32 protein-coding genes, 1 tRNA gene, 2 pseudogenes and 1 riboswitch are annotated in these 24,034 nt (G+C 44.6%); of the genes and pseudogenes, 22 read left to right on the top strand and 13 right to left on the bottom strand.

Annotated elements, in window-relative coordinates; genetic code table 11:
• Nucleotides 1-273 precede the first annotated feature (273 nt).
• Together KI350_RS09130 and KI350_RS09125 are read left to right on the top strand one after the other, a co-directional pair.
• Entirely contained in the window at nucleotides 274-1,164 is an 891-nt protein-coding gene (locus KI350_RS09130) for a LysR family transcriptional regulator (protein ID WP_020450991.1), read from the top strand.
• Nucleotides 1,165-1,300: 136 nt separating this feature from the next.
• The gene (locus tag KI350_RS09125) at nucleotides 1,301-1,660 is read left to right on the top strand and encodes a hypothetical protein (protein ID WP_023856697.1); all 360 of its coding nucleotides are present in this window, start codon (nucleotides 1,301-1,303) and stop codon (nucleotides 1,658-1,660) included.
• A gap of 82 nt (nucleotides 1,661-1,742) precedes the next feature.
• On the opposite strand, the gene KI350_RS09120 is transcribed toward KI350_RS09125, so the two are convergent.
• The gene (locus KI350_RS09120; protein ID WP_023856696.1) at nucleotides 1,743-2,321 is read right to left on the bottom strand and encodes a maltose acetyltransferase domain-containing protein; all 579 of its coding nucleotides are present in this window, start codon (nucleotides 2,319-2,321) and stop codon (nucleotides 1,743-1,745) included.
• A 37-nt stretch (nucleotides 2,322-2,358) separates the two neighbouring features.
• Entirely contained in the window at nucleotides 2,359-2,538 is a 180-nt protein-coding gene (locus KI350_RS09115; RefSeq protein WP_011197793.1) for a hypothetical protein, read from the bottom strand.
• Between the two features lie 173 nt (nucleotides 2,539-2,711).
• Here KI350_RS09115 and KI350_RS09110 point away from each other — a divergent pair.
• The 5 genes from KI350_RS09110 to KI350_RS09090 all read left to right on the top strand — a co-directional run bounded on the left by KI350_RS09110 (nucleotide 2,712) and on the right by KI350_RS09090 (nucleotide 4,291).
• A tRNA-Val gene (locus KI350_RS09110) sits at nucleotides 2,712-2,784 on the top strand.
• Nucleotides 2,785-2,978: 194 nt separating this feature from the next.
• Nucleotides 2,979-3,161: a YolD-like family protein gene (locus KI350_RS09105; RefSeq protein ID WP_020450988.1), complete on the top strand. Its 183-nt coding sequence runs from the start codon at nucleotides 2,979-2,981 to the stop codon at nucleotides 3,159-3,161.
• A 108-nt stretch (nucleotides 3,162-3,269) separates the two neighbouring features.
• Nucleotides 3,270-3,497 carry a hypothetical protein gene (locus KI350_RS09100; RefSeq protein ID WP_143261167.1) on the top strand — a complete coding sequence of 76 codons (228 nt, stop codon included), beginning with the start codon at nucleotides 3,270-3,272 and terminating at the stop codon, nucleotides 3,495-3,497.
• A 41-nt stretch (nucleotides 3,498-3,538) separates the two neighbouring features.
• A complete protein-coding gene (locus KI350_RS09095) occupies nucleotides 3,539-4,084 on the top strand; it encodes a GAF domain-containing protein (protein ID WP_161517291.1) in 546 nt (181 codons plus the stop codon).
• 18 nt (nucleotides 4,085-4,102) lie between these two features.
• On the top strand, nucleotides 4,103-4,291 hold the full coding sequence (locus KI350_RS09090) for a hypothetical protein (protein ID WP_026579880.1): 189 nt from the start codon (nucleotides 4,103-4,105) through the stop codon (nucleotides 4,289-4,291).
• 34 nt (nucleotides 4,292-4,325) lie between these two features.
• Here the strand turns inward: KI350_RS09090 and KI350_RS23005 are convergent.
• The 4 genes and pseudogenes from KI350_RS23005 to KI350_RS09075 form a co-directional block, all read right to left on the bottom strand.
• A pseudogene (locus KI350_RS23005) lies at nucleotides 4,326-4,580 on the bottom strand (peptidoglycan-binding domain-containing protein); the annotation flags it as partial.
• Nucleotides 4,581-4,643: 63 nt separating this feature from the next.
• Nucleotides 4,644-5,405: pseudogene (locus KI350_RS23000) on the bottom strand (peptidoglycan recognition protein family protein); the annotation flags it as partial.
• A 51-nt stretch (nucleotides 5,406-5,456) separates the two neighbouring features.
• The gene (locus tag KI350_RS09080) at nucleotides 5,457-5,720 is read right to left on the bottom strand and encodes a phage holin (RefSeq protein WP_020450985.1); all 264 of its coding nucleotides are present in this window, start codon (nucleotides 5,718-5,720) and stop codon (nucleotides 5,457-5,459) included.
• Nucleotides 5,721-5,735: 15 nt separating this feature from the next.
• The gene (locus KI350_RS09075; protein ID WP_020450984.1) at nucleotides 5,736-6,005 is read right to left on the bottom strand and encodes a hemolysin XhlA family protein; all 270 of its coding nucleotides are present in this window, start codon (nucleotides 6,003-6,005) and stop codon (nucleotides 5,736-5,738) included.
• 319 nt (nucleotides 6,006-6,324) lie between these two features.
• Between KI350_RS09075 and KI350_RS09070 the strand changes: the two genes are divergently transcribed.
• On the top strand, nucleotides 6,325-6,525 hold the full coding sequence (locus tag KI350_RS09070) for a helix-turn-helix domain-containing protein (RefSeq protein WP_020450983.1): 201 nt from the start codon (nucleotides 6,325-6,327) through the stop codon (nucleotides 6,523-6,525).
• Between the two features lie 77 nt (nucleotides 6,526-6,602).
• Here the strand turns inward: KI350_RS09070 and KI350_RS09065 are convergent, their stop codons facing one another.
• Entirely contained in the window at nucleotides 6,603-6,941 is a 339-nt protein-coding gene (locus tag KI350_RS09065) for a DUF1433 domain-containing protein (RefSeq protein WP_020450982.1), read from the bottom strand.
• A 53-nt stretch (nucleotides 6,942-6,994) separates the two neighbouring features.
• On the opposite strand from KI350_RS09065, the gene KI350_RS09060 reads away from it, so the two are divergent.
• From KI350_RS09060 to abnA, 4 genes are all read left to right on the top strand, one after another.
• Entirely contained in the window at nucleotides 6,995-8,437 is a 1,443-nt protein-coding gene (locus tag KI350_RS09060) for a lipase family protein (RefSeq protein WP_020450981.1), read from the top strand.
• A gap of 11 nt (nucleotides 8,438-8,448) precedes the next feature.
• Nucleotides 8,449-8,781 (top strand): hypothetical protein, encoded by a 333-nt coding sequence (locus tag KI350_RS09055; protein WP_020450980.1) that lies wholly within the window; start codon nucleotides 8,449-8,451, stop codon nucleotides 8,779-8,781.
• A gap of 332 nt (nucleotides 8,782-9,113) precedes the next feature.
• A complete protein-coding gene (locus tag KI350_RS22995) occupies nucleotides 9,114-9,191 on the top strand; it encodes a putative holin-like toxin (RefSeq protein ID WP_023856690.1) in 78 nt (25 codons plus the stop codon).
• Nucleotides 9,192-9,810: 619 nt separating this feature from the next.
• Nucleotides 9,811-10,761 (top strand): arabinan endo-1,5-alpha-L-arabinosidase AbnA, encoded by a 951-nt coding sequence (gene abnA / locus KI350_RS09050; protein WP_020450979.1) that lies wholly within the window; start codon nucleotides 9,811-9,813, stop codon nucleotides 10,759-10,761.
• Between the two features lie 87 nt (nucleotides 10,762-10,848).
• On the opposite strand, the gene KI350_RS09045 is transcribed toward abnA, so the two are convergent.
• The 4 genes from KI350_RS09045 to KI350_RS09030 form a co-directional block, all read right to left on the bottom strand.
• On the bottom strand, nucleotides 10,849-11,283 hold the full coding sequence (locus KI350_RS09045) for an SMI1/KNR4 family protein (RefSeq protein WP_026579886.1): 435 nt from the start codon (nucleotides 11,281-11,283) through the stop codon (nucleotides 10,849-10,851).
• A gap of 62 nt (nucleotides 11,284-11,345) precedes the next feature.
• Nucleotides 11,346-12,719, bottom strand: a complete 1,374-nt coding sequence (locus tag KI350_RS09040) for a serine hydrolase (RefSeq protein ID WP_212930469.1) — start codon at nucleotides 12,717-12,719, stop codon at nucleotides 11,346-11,348.
• A gap of 177 nt (nucleotides 12,720-12,896) precedes the next feature.
• Complete coding sequence (locus KI350_RS09035) at nucleotides 12,897-13,184, bottom strand: hypothetical protein (RefSeq protein ID WP_224066935.1); 288 nt, start codon at nucleotides 13,182-13,184, stop codon at nucleotides 12,897-12,899.
• The gene (locus tag KI350_RS09030) at nucleotides 13,171-13,740 is read right to left on the bottom strand and encodes a MarR family winged helix-turn-helix transcriptional regulator (RefSeq protein ID WP_212930468.1); all 570 of its coding nucleotides are present in this window, start codon (nucleotides 13,738-13,740) and stop codon (nucleotides 13,171-13,173) included. The genes KI350_RS09035 and KI350_RS09030 overlap by 14 nt, the downstream gene beginning before the upstream one ends.
• Before the next feature lie 170 nt (nucleotides 13,741-13,910).
• On the opposite strand from KI350_RS09030, the gene KI350_RS09025 reads away from it, so the two are divergent.
• A complete protein-coding gene (locus KI350_RS09025; protein ID WP_035338952.1) occupies nucleotides 13,911-15,101 on the top strand; it encodes a DUF819 family protein in 1,191 nt (396 codons plus the stop codon).
• A 44-nt stretch (nucleotides 15,102-15,145) separates the two neighbouring features.
• Here the strand turns inward: KI350_RS09025 and metC are convergent, their stop codons facing one another.
• Nucleotides 15,146-16,321 carry a cystathionine beta-lyase gene (gene metC, locus KI350_RS09020; RefSeq protein ID WP_020450974.1) on the bottom strand — a complete coding sequence of 392 codons (1,176 nt, stop codon included), beginning with the start codon at nucleotides 16,319-16,321 and terminating at the stop codon, nucleotides 15,146-15,148.
• Entirely contained in the window at nucleotides 16,311-17,435 is a 1,125-nt protein-coding gene (locus tag KI350_RS09015; protein WP_003180736.1) for a methionine biosynthesis PLP-dependent protein, read from the bottom strand. Before KI350_RS09015 ends, metC begins: the two co-directional genes overlap by 11 nt.
• Nucleotides 17,436-17,500: 65 nt before the next feature.
• A riboswitch (SAM riboswitch) is annotated at nucleotides 17,501-17,617 on the bottom strand.
• 127 nt (nucleotides 17,618-17,744) lie between these two features.
• Between KI350_RS09015 and KI350_RS09010 the strand changes: the two genes are divergently transcribed.
• The 9 genes from KI350_RS09010 to galE all read left to right on the top strand — a co-directional run bounded on the left by KI350_RS09010 (nucleotide 17,745) and on the right by galE (nucleotide 24,022).
• A complete protein-coding gene (locus tag KI350_RS09010; protein WP_020450973.1) occupies nucleotides 17,745-18,692 on the top strand; it encodes a helix-turn-helix transcriptional regulator in 948 nt (315 codons plus the stop codon).
• Between the two features lie 80 nt (nucleotides 18,693-18,772).
• A complete protein-coding gene (locus KI350_RS09005; protein WP_020450972.1) occupies nucleotides 18,773-19,261 on the top strand; it encodes a DinB family protein in 489 nt (162 codons plus the stop codon).
• Nucleotides 19,262-19,272: 11 nt separating this feature from the next.
• A complete protein-coding gene (locus tag KI350_RS09000) occupies nucleotides 19,273-19,728 on the top strand; it encodes a helix-hairpin-helix domain-containing protein (protein WP_003180732.1) in 456 nt (151 codons plus the stop codon).
• Between the two features lie 111 nt (nucleotides 19,729-19,839).
• Nucleotides 19,840-20,562, top strand: a complete 723-nt coding sequence (locus KI350_RS08995; RefSeq protein ID WP_003180731.1) for an esterase family protein — start codon at nucleotides 19,840-19,842, stop codon at nucleotides 20,560-20,562.
• A gap of 64 nt (nucleotides 20,563-20,626) precedes the next feature.
• On the top strand, nucleotides 20,627-21,136 hold the full coding sequence (locus tag KI350_RS08990; RefSeq protein ID WP_003180728.1) for a YjcG family protein: 510 nt from the start codon (nucleotides 20,627-20,629) through the stop codon (nucleotides 21,134-21,136).
• Between the two features lie 9 nt (nucleotides 21,137-21,145).
• A complete protein-coding gene (locus KI350_RS08985) occupies nucleotides 21,146-21,565 on the top strand; it encodes a GNAT family N-acetyltransferase (RefSeq protein WP_003180726.1) in 420 nt (139 codons plus the stop codon).
• Between the two features lie 165 nt (nucleotides 21,566-21,730).
• Nucleotides 21,731-22,126: a GtrA family protein gene (locus tag KI350_RS08980; protein WP_212930467.1), complete on the top strand. Its 396-nt coding sequence runs from the start codon at nucleotides 21,731-21,733 to the stop codon at nucleotides 22,124-22,126.
• A gap of 16 nt (nucleotides 22,127-22,142) precedes the next feature.
• Nucleotides 22,143-23,039 (top strand): UTP--glucose-1-phosphate uridylyltransferase GalU, encoded by an 897-nt coding sequence (galU, locus tag KI350_RS08975; protein WP_161513298.1) that lies wholly within the window; start codon nucleotides 22,143-22,145, stop codon nucleotides 23,037-23,039.
• Nucleotides 23,036-24,022 (top strand): UDP-glucose 4-epimerase GalE, encoded by a 987-nt coding sequence (gene galE, locus KI350_RS08970; RefSeq protein ID WP_023856677.1) that lies wholly within the window; start codon nucleotides 23,036-23,038, stop codon nucleotides 24,020-24,022. Before galU ends, galE begins: the two co-directional genes overlap by 4 nt.
• Nucleotides 24,023-24,034: the final 12 nt, after the last annotated feature.

Here is a 24,034-nt window from a genome sequence, read left to right as displayed (position 1 = left end):
AAACGGAAAAGGATTACATTCATCATATAACCACTATTCCTATAAATCAAATCGGTTTTATTGACGCAAAACATCTGTCGATCACGGCTTTGCTGCAAAGAAATATTGTAAGCGCTCACTCACCACAACCCCTTTGCCGCTCGGCGTCAGCCTGCTTCAAACCAAACATTCCTAAAAAAGATTCTAATTTAAAGTTTACTGGAATACTCAACATTAGTAAAATATATATTAATTATCACAGCTATTAAAATTTTTAATAAAGGAGAGATTCGTGTGCATTATGATGCGCTGAAGACATTCGTTACCCTTGCAGAAGTCAAAAATTTCACAAAAACGGCCGAGCTTCTTCTCATGTCACAGCCGAGCGTGAGCATGCACATTAAAAATCTTGAAAAAGAGTTCCAGACGAAATTATTTGAACGCTCTCCGAAATATTTGAAAATCACGCCGACCGGTGAAATTTTATACGACCGCGCCAAACAAATGATCACCATATATGAACAAACGCGGCAGGACATTCTCGATCACCACAACTCGATCAAAGGCGAGCTGAAAATCGGTGCAAGCTTCACAATCGGCGAATACATTTTGCCATCGCTCTTGTTCGACCTTCAAAAAGAATATCCTGAGCTCGAACTCAAGGCGGTCATTGGAAACACGGAAGAAATCGTGCAGTCCGTCCGCCTGTACAAAGTGGACATCGGCTTGATCGAAGGCCAGACAAATGAAAAAGAGCTTTCTGTCCACGCCTTTATGCAGGACGAATTGTTTATCACCGCTTCAAGTAATCACCCGCTTGCCGCCAAACAGGACGTGACAATGGCCGATCTGCAAAATCAAACATGGGTAACACGCGAAGTCGGCTCAGGTACACGCGAATACTTAAACCATGTCATCCGTTCAAACGGTTTGAAAGTCAAGTCGTTTCTGACGATCAGCAGCAACCAGGGGATCAAAGAAACGCTCATGACAGGCATCGGCCTGTCACTCCTGTCTGAAAGCGTCATTGAAAGAGACGTGCAGCATGGAAACCTTTCCGTGATCCGGCTGAAAAATCAAACCTTTACCAGGACGCTTTCATATATATATTCACCCGTCATGCAAGACAAAAAAAATGTAAAAACCTTTATTAACGCTTTGAACCAAAGAACAGCTTCGGAATGATGATCCGTTCTTCCTGCCCGCTTCACGAAATGTTTGTTTTCGTTTGTCCAATGTGTGAATCATCACTGGAAACGATTGACTGCCGGCTGGAGATGCCATATCCTGGAACTATCACATAGGAAAAGAGATGATGGTTATGAAGTGGTTAAGTAAAAGTTTAGTTGCTTCATCATTACTGGCAGGTATGCTTGCTGTTTCGGGAAGTCCCATGCATGTACAAGCCCAGGAACTCTCTAAAACTGAAAGTCTCTCTTCTCACGCATCTGCACAAGGAATCTTCGCCCCTCAGGCGATCGTCATCAACAGGCCGATGAAAGTCGGACAGGAAGATCAATACGTCGGCATTTCAAACGTGTCCTACAGCGGCAGCGCCATTACCGTCAGCGTCACCTCGGACCGCGTGTACGTAAAAGCCGTCAGCCCAGGCAAAGCGACATTTTCGTATCTCAATTCATTGGGACAGCTGGTCATCAACAATATTACGGTCACCCGATAACACTTAAATCCGCGGGAGAAATCTGCTTCCCGCGGATGTTTGATCAGCTCCAACATTCACCGCGTCTATATAAAAACACCAATCACATAGAATTGGTGTTTTTGCTATCAACGTATTTGATGATCTTTGCCGGATTTCCGCCGACGATGGCATTGTCCGGGACATCTTTTGTCACGACGGCTCCGGAAGCTATCACTGCATTGTCGCCGACCTTGACGCCGGGATTGATGACCGCTCTGCCGCCAATCCAGACGTTACGTCCGATGATGACAGGTATCCCGTACTCCGCACCGCTTATCCTTTCGAACGGATCAAGCGGATGGGTCGCCGTATAAATATGAACGCCCGGTCCGAGCATACAATGATCGCCTATCCGGATTTCGCATACATCGAGGAAAACACAGTCAAAATTGGCGAAGAAATTTTCCCCGACATGTATATTAAAACCGTAATCACAGCGAAACACCGGTTCGATGTGGAGCGTTTCCCCTGTTGAACCAAACAGCTCTTTGATCAGCTTGGTCCTTTTATTGTCGTCGATTTCGTTCGAATGGTTGAATTCATTCGTAATGTTGCGCGCCTTGAGTCTGTCATGGCACAGCACCGGATCAGAAGCAAGATAAAGCTCTCCGTCCAGCATTTTTTGCTTTTCTGTTTTCATTGGTTTTTTAGTCTCCTTAACTGCATTTTGATATTGGCTACATCAATTGCAACACGAGATTGAACACTTTTACAATAAAATAGACATTGATGAGCAGCAAAAGCAAGATAACAGCCTTCCGCTTCTCATGTTTAATTTCATAAACGAATTTCCACATAAAAAAGATTGCTAAAAATACGATTAAAATACTATCAACACTTTTAAGTATCAGATCCATCCAATTCTGCTCCCTTTTGACTTCTATATAAGACAATATTTTCATAACGCGCGGCGTACTGCAAGACTCTTTCCCAGTTCTCAAAAAAAAAATCGAAAAACTGTTGACGAACCCATCTAATCTGCATATAATAGAACTTGTCAGCAAAACAAATACCCAGTGTTACATATCATGATTCCGTAGCTCAGCTGGGAGAGCGCTACCTTGACAGGGTAGAGGTCGCTGGTTCGAGCCCAGTCGGAATCATACCAACAAACCCTTGTATATCAAGGGTTTGTTTTTTTATGCATTACTTTAAATACGCCCTGATGAATTGAATTGTTGGCGAATTGTTGGCAAAAAACTTCTTTAATCAATGACATTGATGCTGCTGGAGCATGTCAGTTTGCTTCGAGAATTAGAAACTTACCACAATAGAGTGAAAAAAGCCGGTTCTTGATATGGCCCAAATAAAAGACACGGAACGTGTTATATGCGAGGCGATGGAATTCAACTCGGTTCTGATCATTAGTGTATACAGAGACGGTTTTATTGAAGAAGTAACAGGACATGTTAATTATATAGATGAAGTAAAACAGAGGCTGCTGCATGTGAAGTATTTAAAAGGGATACAAATTTTATGAATCTGTTTAATGTGATTTACGCAAAGTTTAAAATAAGACCAAGTAAATTTCTCCCCGAAAATTTGTCCAAATAATGTTATAATGAAGAAAAAGAAGGGTATGCAAACTATGGGAGATATTGTTTCAGCTTTTTTGGACAAGAGTCCACCTTGGTTTTTTATCATTTCTAGTATTATTCTAATTGTTATACTCATAATTATCGGTGTTTTTGTATATATTGCTGTAAAACGATTTGCTGATAATGCAAATAAAGAAAATAAGGTTATCAAGCTTTTAGAAGAAAGAGAAACACTTAAAATGAAAATCTGCACAATAAGCTACTTACAGAACAACTAACTGTCGCTATCTCCAATGCTAAAACCTTTGTCGAATTGTTAGTGTTAATACAAAAAAACCGATCAGGTTCGACTGGCGATGATGTACTACATGCCATCAATAAAATTTTGGAGGGACTTACCGCTGTCATTAAAACTGACATTGGCGAAATGCACAGATGCGGGTTTTGGATAAATGATGACACAGGTCTTAGGTTACTTTGTGGAAGTTCGGGCTTTCCTCTTGATTATCCGGGTAATAGAGTTTTAGATATAAATCACTCTATAGCTGGACGATGTTTTAGAAAATCAGAATCAATAAATATTGTTGATGTGACCAAAGATGCTGACTGGAAAGAATCAGATTCTTCTAATACATATAGCTCACTGATATGTATTCCAATAAGTGAATGGGGAGTTGTTACCATTGACGCAAAAAGAGAAATGAGTGATAATACGTTACAAATAGGACAACTTTATTGCTCTATTATAAGTGGCATTTTAGGTGAATATTACGAACTTGTACAAGATGAAGATATTGGTGACCAAAACCTTGACAGAGATTTCGATGATTTTGTTGATGAAGTTGCTGCTAATGTTGAATCTTAATCTAAGGAGTTGATTAAATTGAACAGCAAATATACACTCCAAAAAACAGCAATAACCAAGCTTTTTAATGACAATAAAATTTCAAAAGAAGATTTGGAACTGATGTTAGCAAAACTTGAAAGAGAAGCAGACTTGATAGATCAACAAAAGAACAAACGAAAAGAATTAATTAAAAAAGCTCGATATAGAATATTCGAACATGTTTAAAAACCCCTTCCACTTTAGAAGGGGTTTTTTATTTCTATTTTAATAAAGTTTTAAGCTTTGCTTTAGTGTCAGATCCATAAATGCCATCTGCAGACAACCCGTGCATTAACTGGAAACGTTTGACTGCGTTCGCCGTTTTCGGTCCGTAATAACCATCTATGCCGTTATTCTTCGCTCCTTTGTCTGGATAGAAATAGAGGGCAGCTAGAGCCTCTTGAATCTGTCGGACGCCTGTCCCTTTCATCAGTGGGCTTTTCACCTTATAGATGCCAGACGGCAGCGGGTAGGATGTTTTTTTGCCGTTAGAGGAAGGCTTTTTCTTTTTCGCTCCAATGGCTGCAAGGGCCTTTTCCGTTGCTGGACCGTAAATTCCATCCACCGCGATACCCGCTTTCTTTTGTAACGCTTTGACAGCTTGCACCGTTTCATTTTCGTAAGACCCATCAGCCCCGTATTTCGGCAGTGAGAAGCCAGCGGCAATCAAACGTTTCTGCAGCGCCTTGACCTGGGAACCGGACGCCCCTTTTTTCAGAATGGTCCCTGTGGATTTGCTTGACTGGCTCGTTGATGATGTTGTCTTTGACACCGTTTTATTTCCAAGCAGGGAATCGACTTTTTTCCTGAATGTCGTCAGCTGGCTGGAATCGCTCACCCACGGTGCCGGACAAATTTTGTTTGTTACATCGTAATGGCGGACGATTTTGTTAGTAGAAAGACCGTAACGCTTGCACAGGTCGGCAACCAATTCAGCGGCATTCTGAACCGTTTCACTGTGAATCATGCCGTCTTTTTCGACACACATTTCAACGCTGATTGACTTTGTGTTGGCGTTCGGTTTAAGAAAACTCACATAACAGCGGTTTTTATCATGTGCATGGTACGCGACTTCATTTTCAGGAATGATGTGCTGCGCTTCTTTACGGTCCACAAAATAATGAGCTGAAGCTTTGCGTTTAATGGCTATACATGTGCCATTGAAGTAATCCCTCTCATTCAATGCAGAAGCGCCCGGCGTCGCCGTATAGTGCATGACAATCCCTTTCACTCCTGCCAACTTCAGCCCTGGACGAGTATATTGATTGACTTTCACAAAGTTTTTCACGACTTTAACCATTTGAACTCCTCCAATTTTGTTTTAAATAAAAAAGGCTGCCAGCCGGCAACCTCATTTCGTTAATCCCTTTTGTTTCAAAGTCTCTTTCTGCAACTTTCCTTTGCTTGTGACATAGTTGTTTTTGAACCAAGCGACCAACGTCGTGACGATTGTAAAAATCGTGGAGCCGGCCAAATACAAAGCGTCGGCCAACGTATTGACCTGATCCTCGCTGATCGGCAAAGCTGATTTTCCAAACATGATCAATGTCTGGTTTACCAATGCAACAAAAAGAAGCACCGTCCTGATGACCGTGCCTTTGTCTAAGTTTTTCATATTGTGTTTACCTCCTTATTTCTGCAGTAGATTATAAAAAACAGCGATTGCGCCGCCAATGATGCCGGTGCTGACCGCTGTAATGATCGCGCCGGTGATACTGCGCTTGATCCAAGTTGTGTTTTCCTCGATCTTGTTCAGCTTTTCATTGATAGAGATAATCTGCTGATCATGGCGTTCAGAAGTTCTTTCCAGGGTGCTGACACGTTTCTCAAGCGTTTTTTGATCCGCCTTGATCTCTTTAATCTCTTTCTGAAAAACTTCGTATTCGTTTGTTTGCGACATCTCCCTTAATCCTCCCGTTCTCACATCGTTTTCACCTCCTCCGAGGCAAAATAAAAACACCGTTTTTTACGGCGTGATCTTACAAGAAATGAGTAACCACAAGGTTTTTAATTTTCACGTCTGTTTCTCCGTTATTGGTCAACATAAGTCGCGGAGAGGCAGCTAATAAATCAACCTTCTGAGCGTCTCGGTCATTATTTTCTAATACAATGACATCTTCATAACCCTTCAGGGTATAGTTGCTTGTTCCCGGGATGATGTAAGTCATGCGAACACTCAGATTCGTCTTTTCATAAAGATAAATCGCGAGTCCAAGCTGATGACCTGCCGATCGATTGAGGTTATGAAAGAAAAGGGAATTCAAAGTCAAAAGGAATTAGCTGAGTTGGTTGGTACTACAGAGGCAACAATAAGCAGATTTAAAACGAATAACAGATATGACATCACAACATTATTTATTATTAGTAGAGGATTAAACGTGCCTATAGAGTATGTTAAGGAGATTAAAGACGAACAGTAAACCATATAGTGCGGTAGGGCATGAAAAAGCGCATATAAAGAAAAAAGCCCGTCTCTGGTGAGCGGGCTATTATTCTATCATCGAGTACACAACTCATCTTTACATTCTTCTTTAGGTTCAGCATCCACGGTATATGACAATATTTCTTTATTTCCCGGATCATACAAACCTTCAAACTCTTTATCTCCGTTCGTATGTCCCTCTACTGTTATACCTCCCATTGGATTAATATAATAATCATCGGAAAAGTGGATATTATCAACATCTTTATAATTGGTTTTTAAAAACTTTTCCATATGATTCTGAGCTTCTTCAAATAAAGCAATCTCTTTTTCTTTTTGATCGTGCTGATGCTTCATAAAAAATCCCCCAACTGCTATAATTATTAAAATAAGGATAATTATGTACTTTTTCATTTGAAAATCAACCCTTTCTTATCCTATTTTACAAAAATAAAGAGGCGATGTATATGAGCGACAAGATAAAAGTTCCAAAAATAACAGATAAAACTTATTATACGCTAAGTCAAGAATCTTACAATCGCGATAGATTAGATAGTAAGTTAAAGACAGGGAAACCAATACAAACAGATCAAAAAACCTATTGGTTTGTCGAAAAGATTAAGAGAGACCATGATACAGGACTAGATGCCGTAGTTTTTTCCCAGGGCAAAAAAACTGAAGGTGGTAAGTGGGTAAAATCAGATAACCCTAAAAATGTCGTCGTAGCCTTCGCAGGAACTGATCCTAAAAGCCAATTCTTTCAAGATGTTGTTGACGCTGACGGCGGTAACGTTGTTATGGGTCTTGATCCGAAAAAGAAATCGCAATACATAATCGAAAAAGATGCGAAGGATACATCAAAAACAATAGGAAAATACAACGCAACCCCCTCACAAGACGCGATGCTTAGCACCGGTAAATACAAATTAATTACGAAAACGTCCCAAATCGGGCAAGCTGACGATCTGGTACGGGAAGTTAAACAAAAGTATAAAGGCACCTCGACGGTTATTTCAACAACCGGACACTCTCTTGGCGGCGCAGAGGCTGAATACAGCGCTGTGAACAATGATATATGCGCAGTCGCATTCAACAATCCTTCCGTCGTTAAATTGCATGCTGAAGAAAAGCAAAAGGAGATCCGAAGCGGCAAATATGACTCGTCTGTAAAAGCGATTGTCAATCCGGATGATATGACTGGTTCCGGCTGGTGGGATGAGTACGAACGACACGCAGGCAGAACAATATATACCAAAGACCCCTCTACTTCGCGTGTGGAACGACAAATACGACTAGATCCGAAGTATAACGGCGGTATATTTGGCACAGTGTTTAATGTCGCTGTAGACTACATTGCTACGACAGCAATGGGAATGCCGGATACACACGGACTCAACAAAGGCAACTTTACCTTCGACGAAAACGGCAATGTTCAAAATATAGAGGGCGATGAGCTCGTATACGATAAAAATTTAAAAGCAATGCTTCCACCGGAAGTTGCATCCGGAAGTGGCGCAATTAAAGTAACACCCGAAGTCGCTAAGCAGCTCGCGCAAAAAGTAAATGCGATGATCAACGATCTCCGGACGATGAAACGGGAAGCCGAAAACGCTTATCAGGAACACGACGCCGAGATCAACGATCTGAAACACGATACCTACCGTCAGGTCGGCCACGGTTTATACGACAAGCTGACACTCGAAGATGTAAACAATACGCTGAAAAACCTGGCGCAGTCGTTTGACAAAAAAGGCAATCCGCTCTTTTACGATGTTCATGCCGAAAAAGCGTACATCGCCTCATTAAAAAATACGATTTCAGATTTAGAAGACATCAGCGGGTACCTTGCGCAGATCGCAAAAGATTTTAAATCGAAAGATAAAATGCTGGCAAACTGGCTTAAGCTTTAGGAGATGACATAATGGAAAATTTCAATAAACTCGCCTCACTCAACAACTTAAACGGTGATCAAGAAGATACGCTCCTCATACGACGCAATCAGCTTCAAATGCTGAAAACGGGCATGAGAGTAACGGCCGCAACTAAGCTTGAAGGCATTAAAACGACACTAAGACCGAAGTTTAAAATAGACGATATACAAAAAGAAATGAACAGCGTTTATTCATCGCTTCTCTACAGCTTCGAAGGAAAAGCGCGGCAGGCGCTCGCTCAGCGAATCAGCCAAAGCGCCCAGCAGCTTATTGCGACAGAAAAGGACGGAGAGAGCTTTGTGAACGGATTTAAGACGAGATAGAGGCGCCAAAATAGGCGTCTTTTTTCGTTACATACCACTGACTGACCGTTGACTTATAGGATTGCTATCGCCTACCTTTACAGGGTAGAGGTCGCTGGTTCGAGCCCAGTCGGAATCATACCGAATCGAACGGCAGGAAAACGTTGATTTTCAACGGATTTTCTGCCGTTTTTGCGTTTGATTTTTTCCATTCTTACCTCTCATACTCTATATGTCTTCATTCAACAAAAAACAGTCGCTGATCGAAAGAGTTATGGTAAAATATTGTTTGTACAAAGTTCGGGCTCACTCAAGGGAAGTTGGCTCATCCCCTATGAAAGGGGGTGAGGCTTATGACAGCATACGAAACAATCTCGTTAATGATTGCTTTCGGCATGTTAATTGCCGTGTTGTCGAAGAAAGAAAAATAGACTTCCCTTGAGCCCTGGTAATGTTCAAAGGGAAGTCTATATTTAAAATGACTGAGCCAAGCCCTTGTTGGGCCGCTTTGTACAATCGACTCGACTGTTGGCGCAGTCGGGTCTTTTTTATTTTATGCATTTCTTTTAAAAAAATACACCTGAACGTTTGAGCGATACGTTGATGACGCACCTGTGGTCTTTTTATGATTTTGACAGTCTATCTTCAAATTCATATTACCAATTTCAACCCACTAAATCAACTAATAGTGTCATTCACCTCTCGGGATAAATGAAAATATTCGAGGGTAAACCGTGCTTCTTCTTCCAATGCTTTTGAACAACCACATTATTTTTTCATAATTCACAATATCCAAAATAATCCAAAGTAAGTCGAATTAATCACCTCCAACTCTTTAACATTCAGACGAAAAAATGACTTTTGTTTGATTGTTTTTTAAATATGGATATTTTCTGGGTTTTCCACTTTATTTCAGGACTACAAAACAAGTCCTTTGTCTGATTGAGAGAGACCGAACCCCTGCTAAAATAAAGTGCGTGTTGTTGGGAAATATTTCTCAAAGGGAGGACCGATTGTTAAAGGATATGGAGATTTGAAAGGAGAACAACTGTGGCTAAGACGATTATTTCTGGTTTCATTTTATTTTTTCTGCTTATTTTTTCGGGAGCTGAGCCAACATCAGCGGCTTTTTGGGATACAAAAGGAGACAACGTTATTCATGATCCTTCCATGATTAAAGAAGGAAATACATGGTATACATTCGGTACTGGTATCGGCAATGGAATCCGCGTCATCAAATCGACAGACGGAAAAACGTGGAGCCCAGCGCCAAGTATTTTTACAACTCCATTATCATGGTGGAAAAAGTTCGTGCCAAACCATGAAAAAAACCAATGGGCGCCTGATATCAGCTATTACAATGGTCGCTATTGGCTTTATTATGCGGTATCCGCGTTCGGCTCCAATACTTCGGCGATCGGACTGGCTTCAACAGACCGGATCTCTTCCGGAAATTGGCGCGACGACGGGCTTGTCACCCGGACGACGACCTCGAACAATTATAATGCGATCGACCCTGAGTTAGTCATTGATAAAGAAGGAAATCCGTGGCTGTCCTTCGGCTCGTTTTGGAGCGGCATCAAGCTGACAAAGCTTGATAAAAAAACGATGAAACCTACAGGGAAGGTTTATTCGATCGCATCAAGGCCGAGCCATGGCGGAGCGGTTGAAGCGCCGTCTATCACATATAAAAACGGCTACTATTATTTATTCGTTTCGTTCGATAAATGCTGTCAAGGTGTGAACAGCACGTATAAAATCGCTTACGGCCGCTCAACAAAAATCACGGGACCTTACTATGACAAAAGCGGCAAGAAAATGACGGAAGGCGGAGGCACAATCCTCGACTCCGGAAACGACCAATGGAAGGGCCCGGGCGGCGCAGATATCGTGAACGGCAACATCATCGTCAGACATGGTTATGATGCGCTTGACAATGGAGCGCCTAAGCTGCTGATTAATGATTTATACTGGGATTCCAAAGGCTGGCCGAGGTATTAGCTTTTAAACCGAGCAGAAAAATATCTGCTCGGTTTTTTCTGTTGTTTTAGCAGTCCAGCTTTGCAAGAGCTCCATCCAAAAAAATGTTTAATCTTCCATATCTTCAAAGTATCGATCATTTTGATCAACTTTTTTGATAAATCCCTCTATAGAGTCAGCTATTTTTTTATCAAAAAAGAATACCGATGACTTATCGGTATCATTTAAATCAAGCGTTAAATATACACCTTCATTTACCTCATAAAAAACAAGCCTGTCTTCATCTTCATATATATCATCTAAATCAGGGTCAAATTCGTAAATATCTTCCCTTAAAGTGATATCTGTGATAGTAGCGGGATCTAAAAATCTGTTTATTGCACTTTTATTCCCTCTTATAAACCCGTACCCAATTTCTAAATAAAATTCTCTGAGTTCTTTAGGAAATCGAAAACCAAGTCTATCTTCCGCTTTTATTAGATCGTTTTCTTTTAGCTCATAAAACTCATGATGACTATTTTTTATAAAATTAAATTTGTTCAGCCTCATGAACCTCCTTATAGATGGCATCAGAAACGATTAATTTTCTTCCTGACAAACAACGTTCATACCTTGCTGCTTGATTCCACTATCCGCACCGCTTCTTCCTCTGCGCCATTTTGATAAATAATCAAGCGGGTGACCACACCATCCTCCAAAATAAATTCCACTTCAACAGACAATGACCTGAGGAAAAAGCGCGTTTCCGAGGCTGGAAATAATTCAAAACGGATCTGTCCGGTGATTTGCATATAAAGCCGTTCTTTATCAACTGTCACATCAGCGGCGGTGCCATCCTGAAGTGAATAACTTCCGACATATCTTTTGTAAATGGCCGGATCGATCTCTTTTTTCTTTTTATCGGCAGGGCGATCAGGGATTTTGTAGGCCTTGTCAAACAGGATATTTTCAACGGCTTCAAAGATGGCCTGTTCATATTCATCATCCTGTTCCACATTGCTCAAATAAATGAAGGTTTTTCGTTGATCGATATATCGGATCATTACGGTTGAATAGCCTGGCCAGCCGCCGCTGTGACCGACAATTCGCCCTGTTTCAGGACTGTCCCGAAGCACCCATCCACACCCGTAATCTACAGACTCTCCGTTTTTCAGAGACGCGGGAGTAAAAGCAAGCTCTTTTGAGACTTGATTGATCAAACAATCTGTATATAAGGCCTGGTCAAACAAATATAAGTCATGAATGGTTGAGTTTACGGTTCCGTCCCCCTGAATCCCGTCAAGATAGGAGACATATTTTGTTTCTTCAACATCATCAGGCAGAACGTACTGTTCTGTATGCACGTCATACACATATCCATACGCATAGTTCTCAATGGTTTCAGGTTGAAGCCTTCTGTTATACACCCTTGAGTTCCGCATTTCCACCGGTTCAAAAATACTTTTTTTCATATATTCGGCAAAACTCAGACCGGATGCCTTTTCAATGATAACCGCAAGCAGCACATATCCCGTATTGCTGTACAGCCAACCTTCACCCGGGGCAAAATAGCGTTGCGGCTGATGATTCATCAGCATATCAACGATATCTTGATTAACAGCAATCTTGTTATGATCCCAATGTTGTAAAAACCACTCCATATAATCGGGCAGACCCGACGTATGTGTCAACAAATCGTGAATCGTTATGCCCTGATAAGGAAATCCGGTTATCCACCGTTCTACGGGATCCTCAATATTCAATACCCCTTGCTGTGCCAATTGAAGGATGCCCAAAGCAGTGAACGGCTTGGATAGCGATGCTAATTCAAATAAGGAATCCTCCTGCAATAAACGCTTATCTGCCAAGTTTGCATAACCGAAGGCGCCTTGAAAAAGAATGTCTCCGTCTTCAGCGACTAATACCGCCGCGTTGATCTGCTTTTTTTCATTTAACACACTAAACAGGTTAACAAGTTGTTCTCTTTTTTTCTGTTTCACTTTTCCACCTCCCTTTCTTTATACGCATATGGAAATAAGAGGTTTCAACTAAAAAAAGACAAGACTGCTTCTTGTCTTTGAAATCGCTAGTCTACAATTCTAATAAGTTTCAACATCCTTTTCGCAAGTCACTCATTGATCTACGGTGCGACTCATTAGCCCCAGCACAAACGAATGTCAAATCGATTTTTGATTTCGGCGAAAAAATGTTGCAAACAGCAATAAAACGTTGCTCAAAAGACTTGCCGCCCCTAACCAGACGAGCCATTCCGCCTTTGTCCCCCAGGAATATCCAATGATGATCAGAGCAATGCAGCTTGAGAAAAAGGGTCCTGTCCTGTCTAATTTTGTGCCGCGGCGAATGGTTTCCTTTGTCTGCAGGAATTTATCTTTTGCATGATAGAGCTTCTCCTTTCCTTTGATTTTAAAAGTTGTTGCTTTTACATAAAGATTATTTTTCATCATTTTCTCCTCCGTAGCGGCGTTTCTCAAATTCTCCGAGAATCTTTTCTGTATCTAATGAATTTCCTACGCCAAGCTGAATGTTTGCATTCTCCTCAAAACCGTCTTGTTCTTCACCGTCAAAACGGTAAAGCTTTTGCAGCAGCCGCCAAAATGTCGCAACCTCTTCGGCAGTAAACTGCTGAAACAAGTCAGCCAAGAAATAGACGGACCTTTCGGAACAATCCACCAGCACTTTCTTTCCTTTAGCGGTCATTTCAATATTAATAGAGCGTTTGTCTTTTTGATTTGGCACTGATTTAACATAACCTTTTTTGATCAGACCTGTCATCAGCTTGTTGGCGGTCTGTTTGGTTGTGCCAAGCTTTTTGGAGATATTCGTAAGCGTGGCAGTTTCAGTCGGCAAATGCGCGATGGCGATGAGTGCCATGTGTTGCCTCGAAGTTAATATTTCCATGTATTCGTCACCTCGGGTTTGCACCTTATTGACAACTGAAAACAATGTCGCATAGCTTTGCTGCATCAAATGTAATTCGTTGATTAAGCTGTTGGTATCCATTTGTTCTCTCCTTTGAATATAGTCAACATGCTGACGAATGTACAATACTCTTTCTCGTTAATTTTGTCAACATGGTGACTATTTTTCGTGATTGATCAGTTGGACATTCCGTTTTACACTATTTAATTATCTGATAATTAAAAATATAGGATGAGAATAGGGGGAATATAATGAATTCTTCACTCATTTCAGCGGATGATGCATGGATGCTTTGGGGGTTTATTGCGGTGTGGGCGGCGGTGAGTATTTATTTGGAGCAGCGGTATCGCTGGGCTGCGGCAGTATCGGGGGCTGTACTGGCGCTGGGCGGATCGATGCTGTTTACGAATGCGGGGATTCTACCGGCCGAGTCGCCCGTCTATGATGCGGTGTGGTCCTATGTTGTTCCGCTTGCGATACCTTTGCTGCTTTTTCAAATCAATGTGCGGAAGATCCTGAAAGAAAGCGGCAGGCTTTTGATGATCTTTTGCATCAGCGCCCTGGGCACTGCTGCCGGAAGCGTGATTGCTTTTTTTCTGTTTAAGCAGCAGATTCCGCACCTTGACCAAATCGGCGGGATGATCAGTGCCTCTTATATCGGCGGAGGCGTGAATTTTGCGGCGATGGCCGCGAAGTTCTCAACTCCCGGTGAATATGTATCATCGACGGTGGTTGCGGATAATTTTATGATGGCTCTTCTTTTTTTCATTTTAATGGGGATACCGGCGCTTAAATGGTTTCAAAAGCGCTTTGGCGTTCCTGAAGAGACGGCCGGCAGCAAAAATCAGGCGGAAGCCTATTGGAAAAGAAAAGAGATGTCCTTGCAGGACATTGCTTTAAACATCGGAACCGCCTTCGCGATCGTTGCTGTGTCTGTAAAAACAGCGGCCTTTTTCAAAGAGCGTTTTTCTTCTGACGGCGGGTTTCAGTTTCTTGCCTTTATCTTGGGTGACCAGTTCCTGCTGCTGACGACGCTGACAATTTTGCTGACAATCGCCTTTCCCCGCTATTTTGAACGGCTGCGCGGCACACAGGAAATCGGGACTTATTTGATTTACTTATTCTTTGTGGTGATCGGCATTCCGGCAGACTTGCGGATCATTCTCATGAACGCACCGCTCCTTTTGGCATTTGTGTTTGTGGTTGCCATGTCCAACCTGCTCGTAACGCTTGCCGCAGGAAAGCTGTTGCGTTTTCGGCTCGAGGAAATTCTCTTGGCCTGCAACGCATCTGTCGGCGGTCCGACAACAGCGGCGGCGATGGCGATCGCCAAAGGCTGGCAGAGCCTCGTCGCTCCGGTTATGCTGGTCGGGACGTTCGGATATCTGATCGGCAATTATGTCGGCACCCTCTTGGGCACATGGTTTTCTACCCTGGTTTAAACGCAAAAAAAGCCGCAGATTCCCTGAAGAGTCTGCGGCTTCTTTTATGATCGGGCGAACGCTCCGGATACGGCTTCCAATGCACGGGCAAAATCGGCCTGCAAATCATCGGCATGTTCCACACCGACGCTCAGCCGCAGAAGGCCGTCGGTAATCCCCCGTTTTTCCCGCTCTTCTTTCGGCATAGCGGCGTGTGACATTTTTGCCGGATAGGAAAGGATCGACTCCACAGCGCCGAGACTGACGGCAAAGACCGGAAGAGAGACGCGTTCCACAATCTTTTTCACGGCTTCTGCATTCTCCAGCTCGAACGAAAGGACGGCGCCGGCGCCATATGACTGGTGCCTGTGAACTGACGCACCCGGATGCGAAGACAGCCCCGGATAATACACTTGTTTGACGGCCGGATGCTTTTCAAAAAATTCAGCGAGCTGCTGAGCTGTTCGAGATGCTTTTTCAAGCCGAACCTGCAGTGTTTTCAGCCCTCTCAGCACAAGCCAGCAGTCTTGGACGCCGAGAACAGCGCCGAACGAATTTTGCAGCTTATAAAGTTCTTCCCCGAGCTTTTTGTCTTTCACAACGGCAAGTCCTGATAATACGTCGCTGTGTCCGCTTAAAAACTTCGTCGCGCTGTGTAGCACAACATCGACGCCGAGCTCGAGCGGCCGCTGCAGCGCCGGGGTCATAAACGTGTTGTCAAGAAACGTCAGACAGCCGTGCGCCTTGGCAAGCTTGACGACGCCTCTGATATCCGTAATGCCGAGCGTCGGATTTGACGGTGTTTCAAGGTAGATGACTTTTGTATTTTCCCTTATGTTTAAAGCAATTTCATTTAAATCCGTCATATCGACGAAAGTATGTTCAATCCCGAAGCGGCTCAGCACTTCCGTAATCATCCGGTAAGTGCCGCCGTACACATCTTTTGTGACAAGCACGTGATCGCCCTTTGACAAAAGCAGAAAGGCGGTGGAAATCGCGGCCATTCCGGATGAAAAAGCAAATCCCCTCGTCCCTCCCTCAAGCTCGGCTATCGTGTCTTCAAGCGCCGTTCTTGTCGGTGTTCCTGACCGGCTGTAGTCATATTCGCCGAATTTGTCAAAAGAGCCTTGATGAAAGGTTGAGGCGTGCTGGATCGGCACGCTGACGGCTCCGGTTGCTCCGTCCGTTTTATTTTGGTTATGAACAAGCCGTGTTTCAAGCGTCCAGTTTTCATGACTCATGCGGAACCGCCTCCCCTTTTACTTTTTCCAGCGCAGCTTTTAGATCCTGCTTTAAATCGGAGACGTGTTCGATTCCGACTGAAAAGCGCAGAAGTCTGTTGCAGACGCCGTTTGCAATTCGGATGTCTTCCGGGATATCCATATGGGTCTGTGTCGCCGGATAGGTGATGAAGCTTTCGACTCCGCCGAGGCTTTCGGCGAAACAGATCGTCTTGAGATTTTTCAGCAACGGATTAACCCATTCTTCTTTTTGAACGCGGAATGACAGCATGCCGCCTTTTCCCGGATAAAGAACATCGGCAATTTCCTCCTGCTCTTCCAAAAAGGCCGCAAGTTCCCGCGCGTTTTCCTGATGCTGTCTCATCCTGAGAGCGAGCGTCTTCATCCCTCTCATTAAGAGCCATGAATCGAACGGCGATAAAACCGCGCCGATGGCGTTTTGGTGCTGGAACATTTCCTCAGACAGCTCTTCGCCTTTTGCAACGACAAGCCCCGCCAAAAGATCGTTATGACCGCCCAAATACTTCGTCGCGCTGTGAATGACAAGATCAGCGCCGAGCTCAATCGGCTTTTGCAGAACCGGTGTATAGAACGTATTGTCAACAATGAGCAGCAAGTCGTGCTCTTTGGCGATTTGCGCGATTTTTTGAATATCAGCTTCCTGCATGAGCGGATTTGTCGGCGTTTCTACAAACAGTGCCTTTGTATTGTTCGTGATTTTCGACTTGATACAGTCTTCGTCTGAAAAATCGTCGTAGAAAAAGCGAAGTCCGTATTTCTTCCATTCGTTTTCAAAAAGGCGGTACGTTCCCCCATATAAATCGGACGAAACGATGAGCTCATCCCCGCTTTGAAACAGAGCCATGATCGTCTGAATGGCAGCCATACCGGAACTGAACGCAAAGCCGCGCGTTCCCCCTTCGAGTTTCGCGATTGCATCTTCAACAAGCTGTCTTGTCGGATTTTTTGTGCGAATGTAATCAAACCCTGTGGATTCCCCGATCCCTTTGTGCCTGTACGCAGAAGAGAAATAAACGGGAGGATTGACAGTTCCCGTTATTTCATCACTGCGGTTGCCGATTTGCGCCAGCGTTGTTTGTACATGTTCAGTCATATGACACCATCCTTTTAAAAATAAAAAACCCCTTCTTCATAAGAAGAAGGGGGATTATGCGCTTCTTCTTATCTTCCAAGCATCTGCTTGCTGGATTTAGCACCTTGGTACACTGACATCGTCAGTGCAGACCGGTTGCTGAGGTTTCAAAGGGCCAGTCCCTCCACCTCTCGTGATAAGAATCTCTTCAATTTTCTGATTGTTCTTTACTTTAACCTAAGTCAAGACATTTTTCAAGGGTCATTTTTAAATCTTTCCTCATATTGAACATGGTATGATGAAACCAAACGACGGAACCGGAGGAATCAGATGCCAAAAACAGAGCGATTAATCGAATTGATGATGACCGTTCATACAAAACGAAAATTTACGGCCGGGGAGCTCGCAGCAGAATTCGGGGTTTCCTACCGCACGATTCTCCGCGATCTGGACGAGCTGAGCGCGCTCGGCGTCCCGATCTATTCTGAAACAGGCGCGAACGGAGGCTATTATTTGCTGAATGAACCTGTGCTTCCGCCGCTCTTTTTTACACAATCAGAGGCGGCGGCTATGTTTTTCGCGTATCAATCTCTGCAGTTTTTCGGATCGCTTCCCTTTGATGCGGAAACGCGGATGGTTTTAAAAAAGTTCTACCGCCACCTTCCCGTGGAAACACAGGAGCGGATTGATGCGATGAAAGACAGAATCGTGTTCTGGAATCCGCATCGTCCAAAAGCCGCCGAACATTTAGAAACGCTTCTTGATGCAGCCATCAATCAATCCGTTTTGACGGTCGTTTATGACGGAACAGACGATTGCGCGGAGAGATCCATCCAGCCCATCGGCTTGTTCAGCTGGAACGGCTTCTGGTACTGTCCGGCCTATTGCTTTAAAAGGCAGGCGTTCAGACTGTTCCGCGCCGACCGCATCCTTCGGGCGGAAAAAGCGGCCAGCCCGCTGGCCCGCCAGCTTCCCTATCGATCGGTTCTCAGCTGGATCAAACATTCGGAGAGCGAGTGCTCTGAACCGGTGCGGCTGCAAGCGGAACTGACACGCAGAGGAGCCAGGCGGGCTGCGGCTGATGTGGACTTATTCAAGATCCTCACCATGCGGGATGACGGGACGGGGGCGATCGATGCAAACCTCCCCAGACCAGAACTTGAGTATTTCGGGGAACTTTTGTGGAACCTCGGCACTGAGGCAACTGTCAAAGAACCCGCGGAAATCAAGCTTCAGCTGAAACGAAAGGCTTCTGACATTTTAGCAAGGTACGACTGACTTTTTTTTAGAATCGTGACAAAGCCTGTCAGGATTAGGTGATACTTTTAGAATAATGCCAAATGGAAAGGATGAAGCAAATGAATCAAGTTCAAGCCCTGCGGAGCGATTTGTTCCACGAGATGGAGACGGGCATCCGCTCCACGTGTCATCTTCTGAAAAAAGTGAAGGAATCTGACTGGTCTTACCGGCCCGCCGACCGCATGCGAAGCCTGAAAGAACTGGCAAGCCATCTGACGGCCATCCCAGAAGCCGACATGGCTATCATGCAGGAAAAGGAAGAGGCCGCCATCTCCCGAATTGAAAAGAAGTATAGTGCATTGCAGTCGGCTGACCAAATGGCTGAAGCGATGCAGAAAGGATTCGCCGCTTTTCAAACGTATATGACTTCCCTCTCCGACGAGGAATTTTTGACGAAAAAAACAAAGCCGTTTTACCTTGATGAAGGGATGACCCAAAGCCGCTGGCTGACGGAAACGCTCACCCACGTCTTCCATCACAGGGCCCAGCTGTTTAATTATTTAAAACAGCTCGGCTATGACGTCAACATGTTCGATCTGTATCTTTAAAAGGTGTTCATATGAAGCTGCCTCTGACAAAAAAAGAACGGTCAAACTTAAGGACAGCCAAGGTAAAAATAAAAAACACGGCATATATGGATCTGTCCGTCCTTGCACATACGCTCGGTTCGTCTTTGGAGCGCGCCGCATACATCAAGGCGCTCGCCCAGTTTCAAACCGCTCCTTCCATCGGGCCGAAAATGGCGCAGTGCGCCGTTGACCTGGGCTACTATTCCCTTGGCGACATCAAGCATGAATCAGGTGCGGATTTGATCATCCGCCTCGAAAAACTGAAAGGCTACTGGGAAGATCCTTGTGCAGAAGATGCGCTGCGATGCATCGTCCATTACGCCAACGATCCCGAAAGCGCTAAAAGCTGGTGGGATTTCACAGAGGAAAGAAAAATGTACCGCGAACGCTGCGGATACCCTCCGGATAGACCGTCAACGCCCTGGTACGAAAAAAAACGGACATAAAAAATCACGGCTGCCGAACAGTTCGGCAGCCCTTTTCGCTTCTTTCACAAGAGAATTTCGTGTTAAAATGAATGGAAACGTTCACAAACATTATTTCTGGAGGAATTCATCTTGGCTATGAAAACAGGAGTCATTCAGGAGAAGAAGCTTTTTTCGGAAGAGCTCGGCGAGGAAATGGAGCTTCTCGTCTATTTGCCGTCATCCTTCTCGCCGCTTTACAAATATCATGTGATCATCGCACAAGATGGACATGACTATTTCCGCCTCGGGCGCATCAGCAGACAGGTGGAAGAACTGCTGGCGAACGGCGAAATCGAAAGAAGCATCATCATCGGCATTCCGTACAAAAACGTACAGGAAAGAAGGCTTACATACCATCCGGAAGGGTCAAAATTCGAAGCGTATAAACGTTTTTTGGCAAATGAACTCGTCCCTTTCGCCGACAGTGAGTACCCGACATACCAAGTCGGATCAGGCAGGACGCTGATCGGAGACTCGCTCGGAGGAACGGTTTCCCTCATGACGGCGCTTGACTATCCGAATATGTTCGGAAACGTCATTATGCAGTCACCTTATGTCGACCGCCATGTTCTCGATAAAGTGAAACAGTCCGATTCCCTGCAGCTTATTTCAATTTGCCACCAAATCGGAGAGAAAGAAACCGCCGTCAAAACGACTGATGATCAAATTTTGGATTTCACCGGTCCAAATGAGCAATTAAAAGAATTGCTTGAAGAAAAGCAGACAAACTACGATTTCAAAGCTTTCGACGGGGATCACAAGTGGACATACTGGCAGCCGCTCATCACCCCCGCTTTAAAAAAAATGCTGTAGCTCTCTGTATATCGGCCCATCTTTGATATACTAAACCATATCAATTGTTTAAGGAGGGAACAAAATGAAATACGGTATTGTGCTATTTCCATCAAAAAAACTTCAGGACATTGCAAATTCCTACCGAAAACGCTATGACCCGAATTACGCTTTAATTCCGCCCCACCTTACATTAAGAACACCTTTTGAAGTGTCCGAAGACGAGATCGCGAGCGTCGTAGGACACCTGAGGGAACTTTCAAAAGAGCTGAAACCGGTCACGCTGAAGATTACAAAATTCAGTTCCTTTGCCCCTGTCAATAATGTCATCTATATGAAAGCCGAACCGACAGAAGAATTGACGCAGCTTCATGAAAAAATGTACAGCGGCGTTTTGGAAGACAAACCCGAATATGCGTTTGTTCCCCATGTCACAGTCGCACAAAAGCTGTCAGATGATGAGCATTCCGACGTCCTCGGCACGCTGAAAATGAGAGACGCGTCCCACGAAGAAGTCATCGACCGCTTTCATCTGCTTTACCAATTGGACAACGGATCATGGACCGTCTATGAAACTTTTATTTTAGGAGCGTGAAGAAAGCCAGTGGAAGCCGTCATTGTGAAGAATCAACAACAGCTTGAAGACGCCTTCTTTGTTAGAAAGGAAGTCTTTATCAAGGAGCAGCACGTATCACCGGAAGAAGAAATGGATCATCTCGATCAGGAATCTTCACATCTCGTCATCTATGACGGAAAAGAGCCGATCGGCGCTGGCCGGCTACGGCTTGTCGACGGCTATGGCAAACTTGAACGAATCTGTGTACTGAAAAGCCACCGCTCCCTCGGCATCGGCAACCTGATCATTCAGGCGCTTGAAGAGGAAGCCGCCAAGCAAGGCGCGGTTCAATTCATGCTGAACGCACAGACACAGGCTGTTCCCTTTTACGAAAAACACGGCTATAAAGTCGTGTCTGAAGAATTTTTAGATGCGAATATCCCCCATGTCAAAATGGTCAAAAAGTAACCGTTCCGCTTTTTAAGCGGAACGGTTTTTCTTTTCCTCAGAAAACATTTCATAGTTTGTTCATCTTTTGTTTATCGTTTATTCAACATTGTCTATTAAAGTTGTTTCTAAGCTTTTACGAAGCCCTACACAAAATAGACGGGAGGTAAACAGCCGAATGCCGTTATGAACAAAAAAAACATCACCACACTCGCCCGTTTCGGGATAGTCGGAGCCGGAAACACACTCGTTGATTTCGCCGTGTTTTTCATCCTTACGTCCCTCCGCGTACCCTATCTGGCCGCACAGCTGTTTTCCTATTCGGCAGGCGTAGCAAACAGCTATATCTGGAATCGGACATGGACGTTTCAAGTAAAGGAAAAAGCGCATGGCGCGGAAATCGTCCGGTTTATCATAATCAATCTTGCAGCAGCGAGCGCTACATTTGTCCTTCTGTATATTTTTCAAAAAGCCGGCCTTTCCCTTTTTGTCAGCAAAATGTCCGCAACAGTCGCAGGAATGGCGATCAACTTTATCGGAAACAGGCTTTGGGTGTTTCAAGAACCCGGAACAGATTCATAAAAAAGACCAGGAGTGAATAACCATGAAAGTAAAAAAAGCAGTCATCCCAGCAGCCGGTTTGGGTACAAGGTTTTTGCCGGCAACAAAAGCGCAGCCGAAAGAAATGCTGCCGATTGTCGATAAACCGGCTATACAATATATCGTGGAAGAAGCTGTTCAATCAGGAATAGAAGACATCCTTATCATTACAGGAAGAAATAAGCGTTCGATTGAAGACCATTTTGACCGCTCTGTCGAACTGGAGCAAAATCTGTTCGCCAAAGGAAAAAATGATGTGTTAAAAGAGATACGCGACATCGCCGATATGGCGAATATTCATTATATCCGGCAAAAGGAGCCCCTCGGTCTCGGACATGCGGTGTTATCGGCCAAGCATTTCATCGGTGATGAGCCGTTTGCCGTCCTTCTCGGCGACGACATCATGGTGTCAGAAACGCCGGCGCTTCGGCAGCTGCTCGAAGTATTTGAAGAATATCAGACAGAAGTAATCGGCGTTCAGCCAGTCGATCCGGCGGACGTGAGCAAATACGGCATTATTCAGACGTCCGCGCAAAAGAACAAAGTATATCAAATTGACGATCTTGTGGAAAAGCCGTCTGTCAAAGAAGCCCCTTCAAATATCGCGGTTATGGGCCGCTATGTGCTGAGGCCTTCGATTTTCCCTGTGCTCGAACAAACGAAGCGCGGTGCGGGAAATGAAATTCAGCTGACTGACGCACTAAGGGAAATCTGCCGGGAACAGAGCATGTATGCGCGCAAATTGGAAGGAAGCCGCTTTGATATCGGCGACAAGCTGGGCAGTTTTAAAGCGAGTACGGAAATCGCTCTTATGCGGGACGAGATGCGGCCAAAACTGCTCGCCTACCTGGAAAGCGTCCTAAAAAAAGAGACGCAGAAAGGAGCATGGCAATGACATCCGTACTCGTTACAGGAGGAGCCGGATACATCGGCAGCCACACCGTACTCGAATTAACAAAGCAAAACCGCTCCGTCGTCGTGCTTGACAATTTATCTACCGGACACAGGGAAGCCGTCAGCGGGATCAGCTTTTACGAAGGCGACATCGGTGATGCGGCACTTGTCAAAGCCATCATCAAACATCATGATGTCGATGCTGTCATCCATTTCGCCGCCAAAAGCCTTGTGTCCGAATCGATCGAAAAGCCTGAGCTCTACTTTAGGGAAAACACGCTCAAGTCTTGTGCATTCTTCGAAACGGTCATCAAGGAAGGCGTCAAAAACATCGTCTTTTCGTCGACCGCCGCCGTATATGGCATCCCGGAGAACGTCCCGATCAAAGAGACAGCCCCCCTCTCCCCTGTCAATCCTTACGGGGAATCGAAGCTGATGATCGAAAAATACTTGCACTGGGTCGGGAAAACGCACGGTGTCAAATGGGCAGCCCTCCGCTACTTCAACGCGGCCGGCGCCGCTTTAAACGGAGCGATCGGCGAGGATCACGATCCTGAAAGCCATCTCATTCCCCTCGTCCTGCAGACGGCTTTGGGACAGCGAAAGCAGCTGTCCATTTTCGGAGATGATTACCCGACACCGGACGGAACATGCATCAGGGATTATATTCACGTCCTCGATCTGGCTTCCGCCCACCTGGCGGCTCTTGACAGGTTATATGAAGACAGACTGAAGCAAAATGTTTATAATGTAGGGACAGGAGCCGGACATTCCGTAAAAGAAATCATTGAAACCGCGGAAAACATGACAGAGCGAAGCATTGCAGCAAAAACGGACGAGCGCAGAGCGGGGGATCCGCCAGTGCTTGTGGCGGACAGCCGGACACTGATGGAAGATACCGGATGGAAGCCGCAATACAGCGATTTACAAACCATCATTCAAAGCGCGTGGCAATGGCACAGGGCGCATCCGGACGGTTTTTGAGATTCGCTTGTT

The sequence above is a fragment of the Bacillus sp. J41TS8 genome (assembly GCF_018333035.1).
In the GTDB taxonomy this organism is placed as follows: domain Bacteria; phylum Bacillota; class Bacilli; order Bacillales; family Bacillaceae; genus Bacillus; species Bacillus paralicheniformis.
The sequence above is the reverse complement of the archived record's forward strand: the minus strand, read 5'-3'. Positions and strand labels throughout refer to the sequence as shown.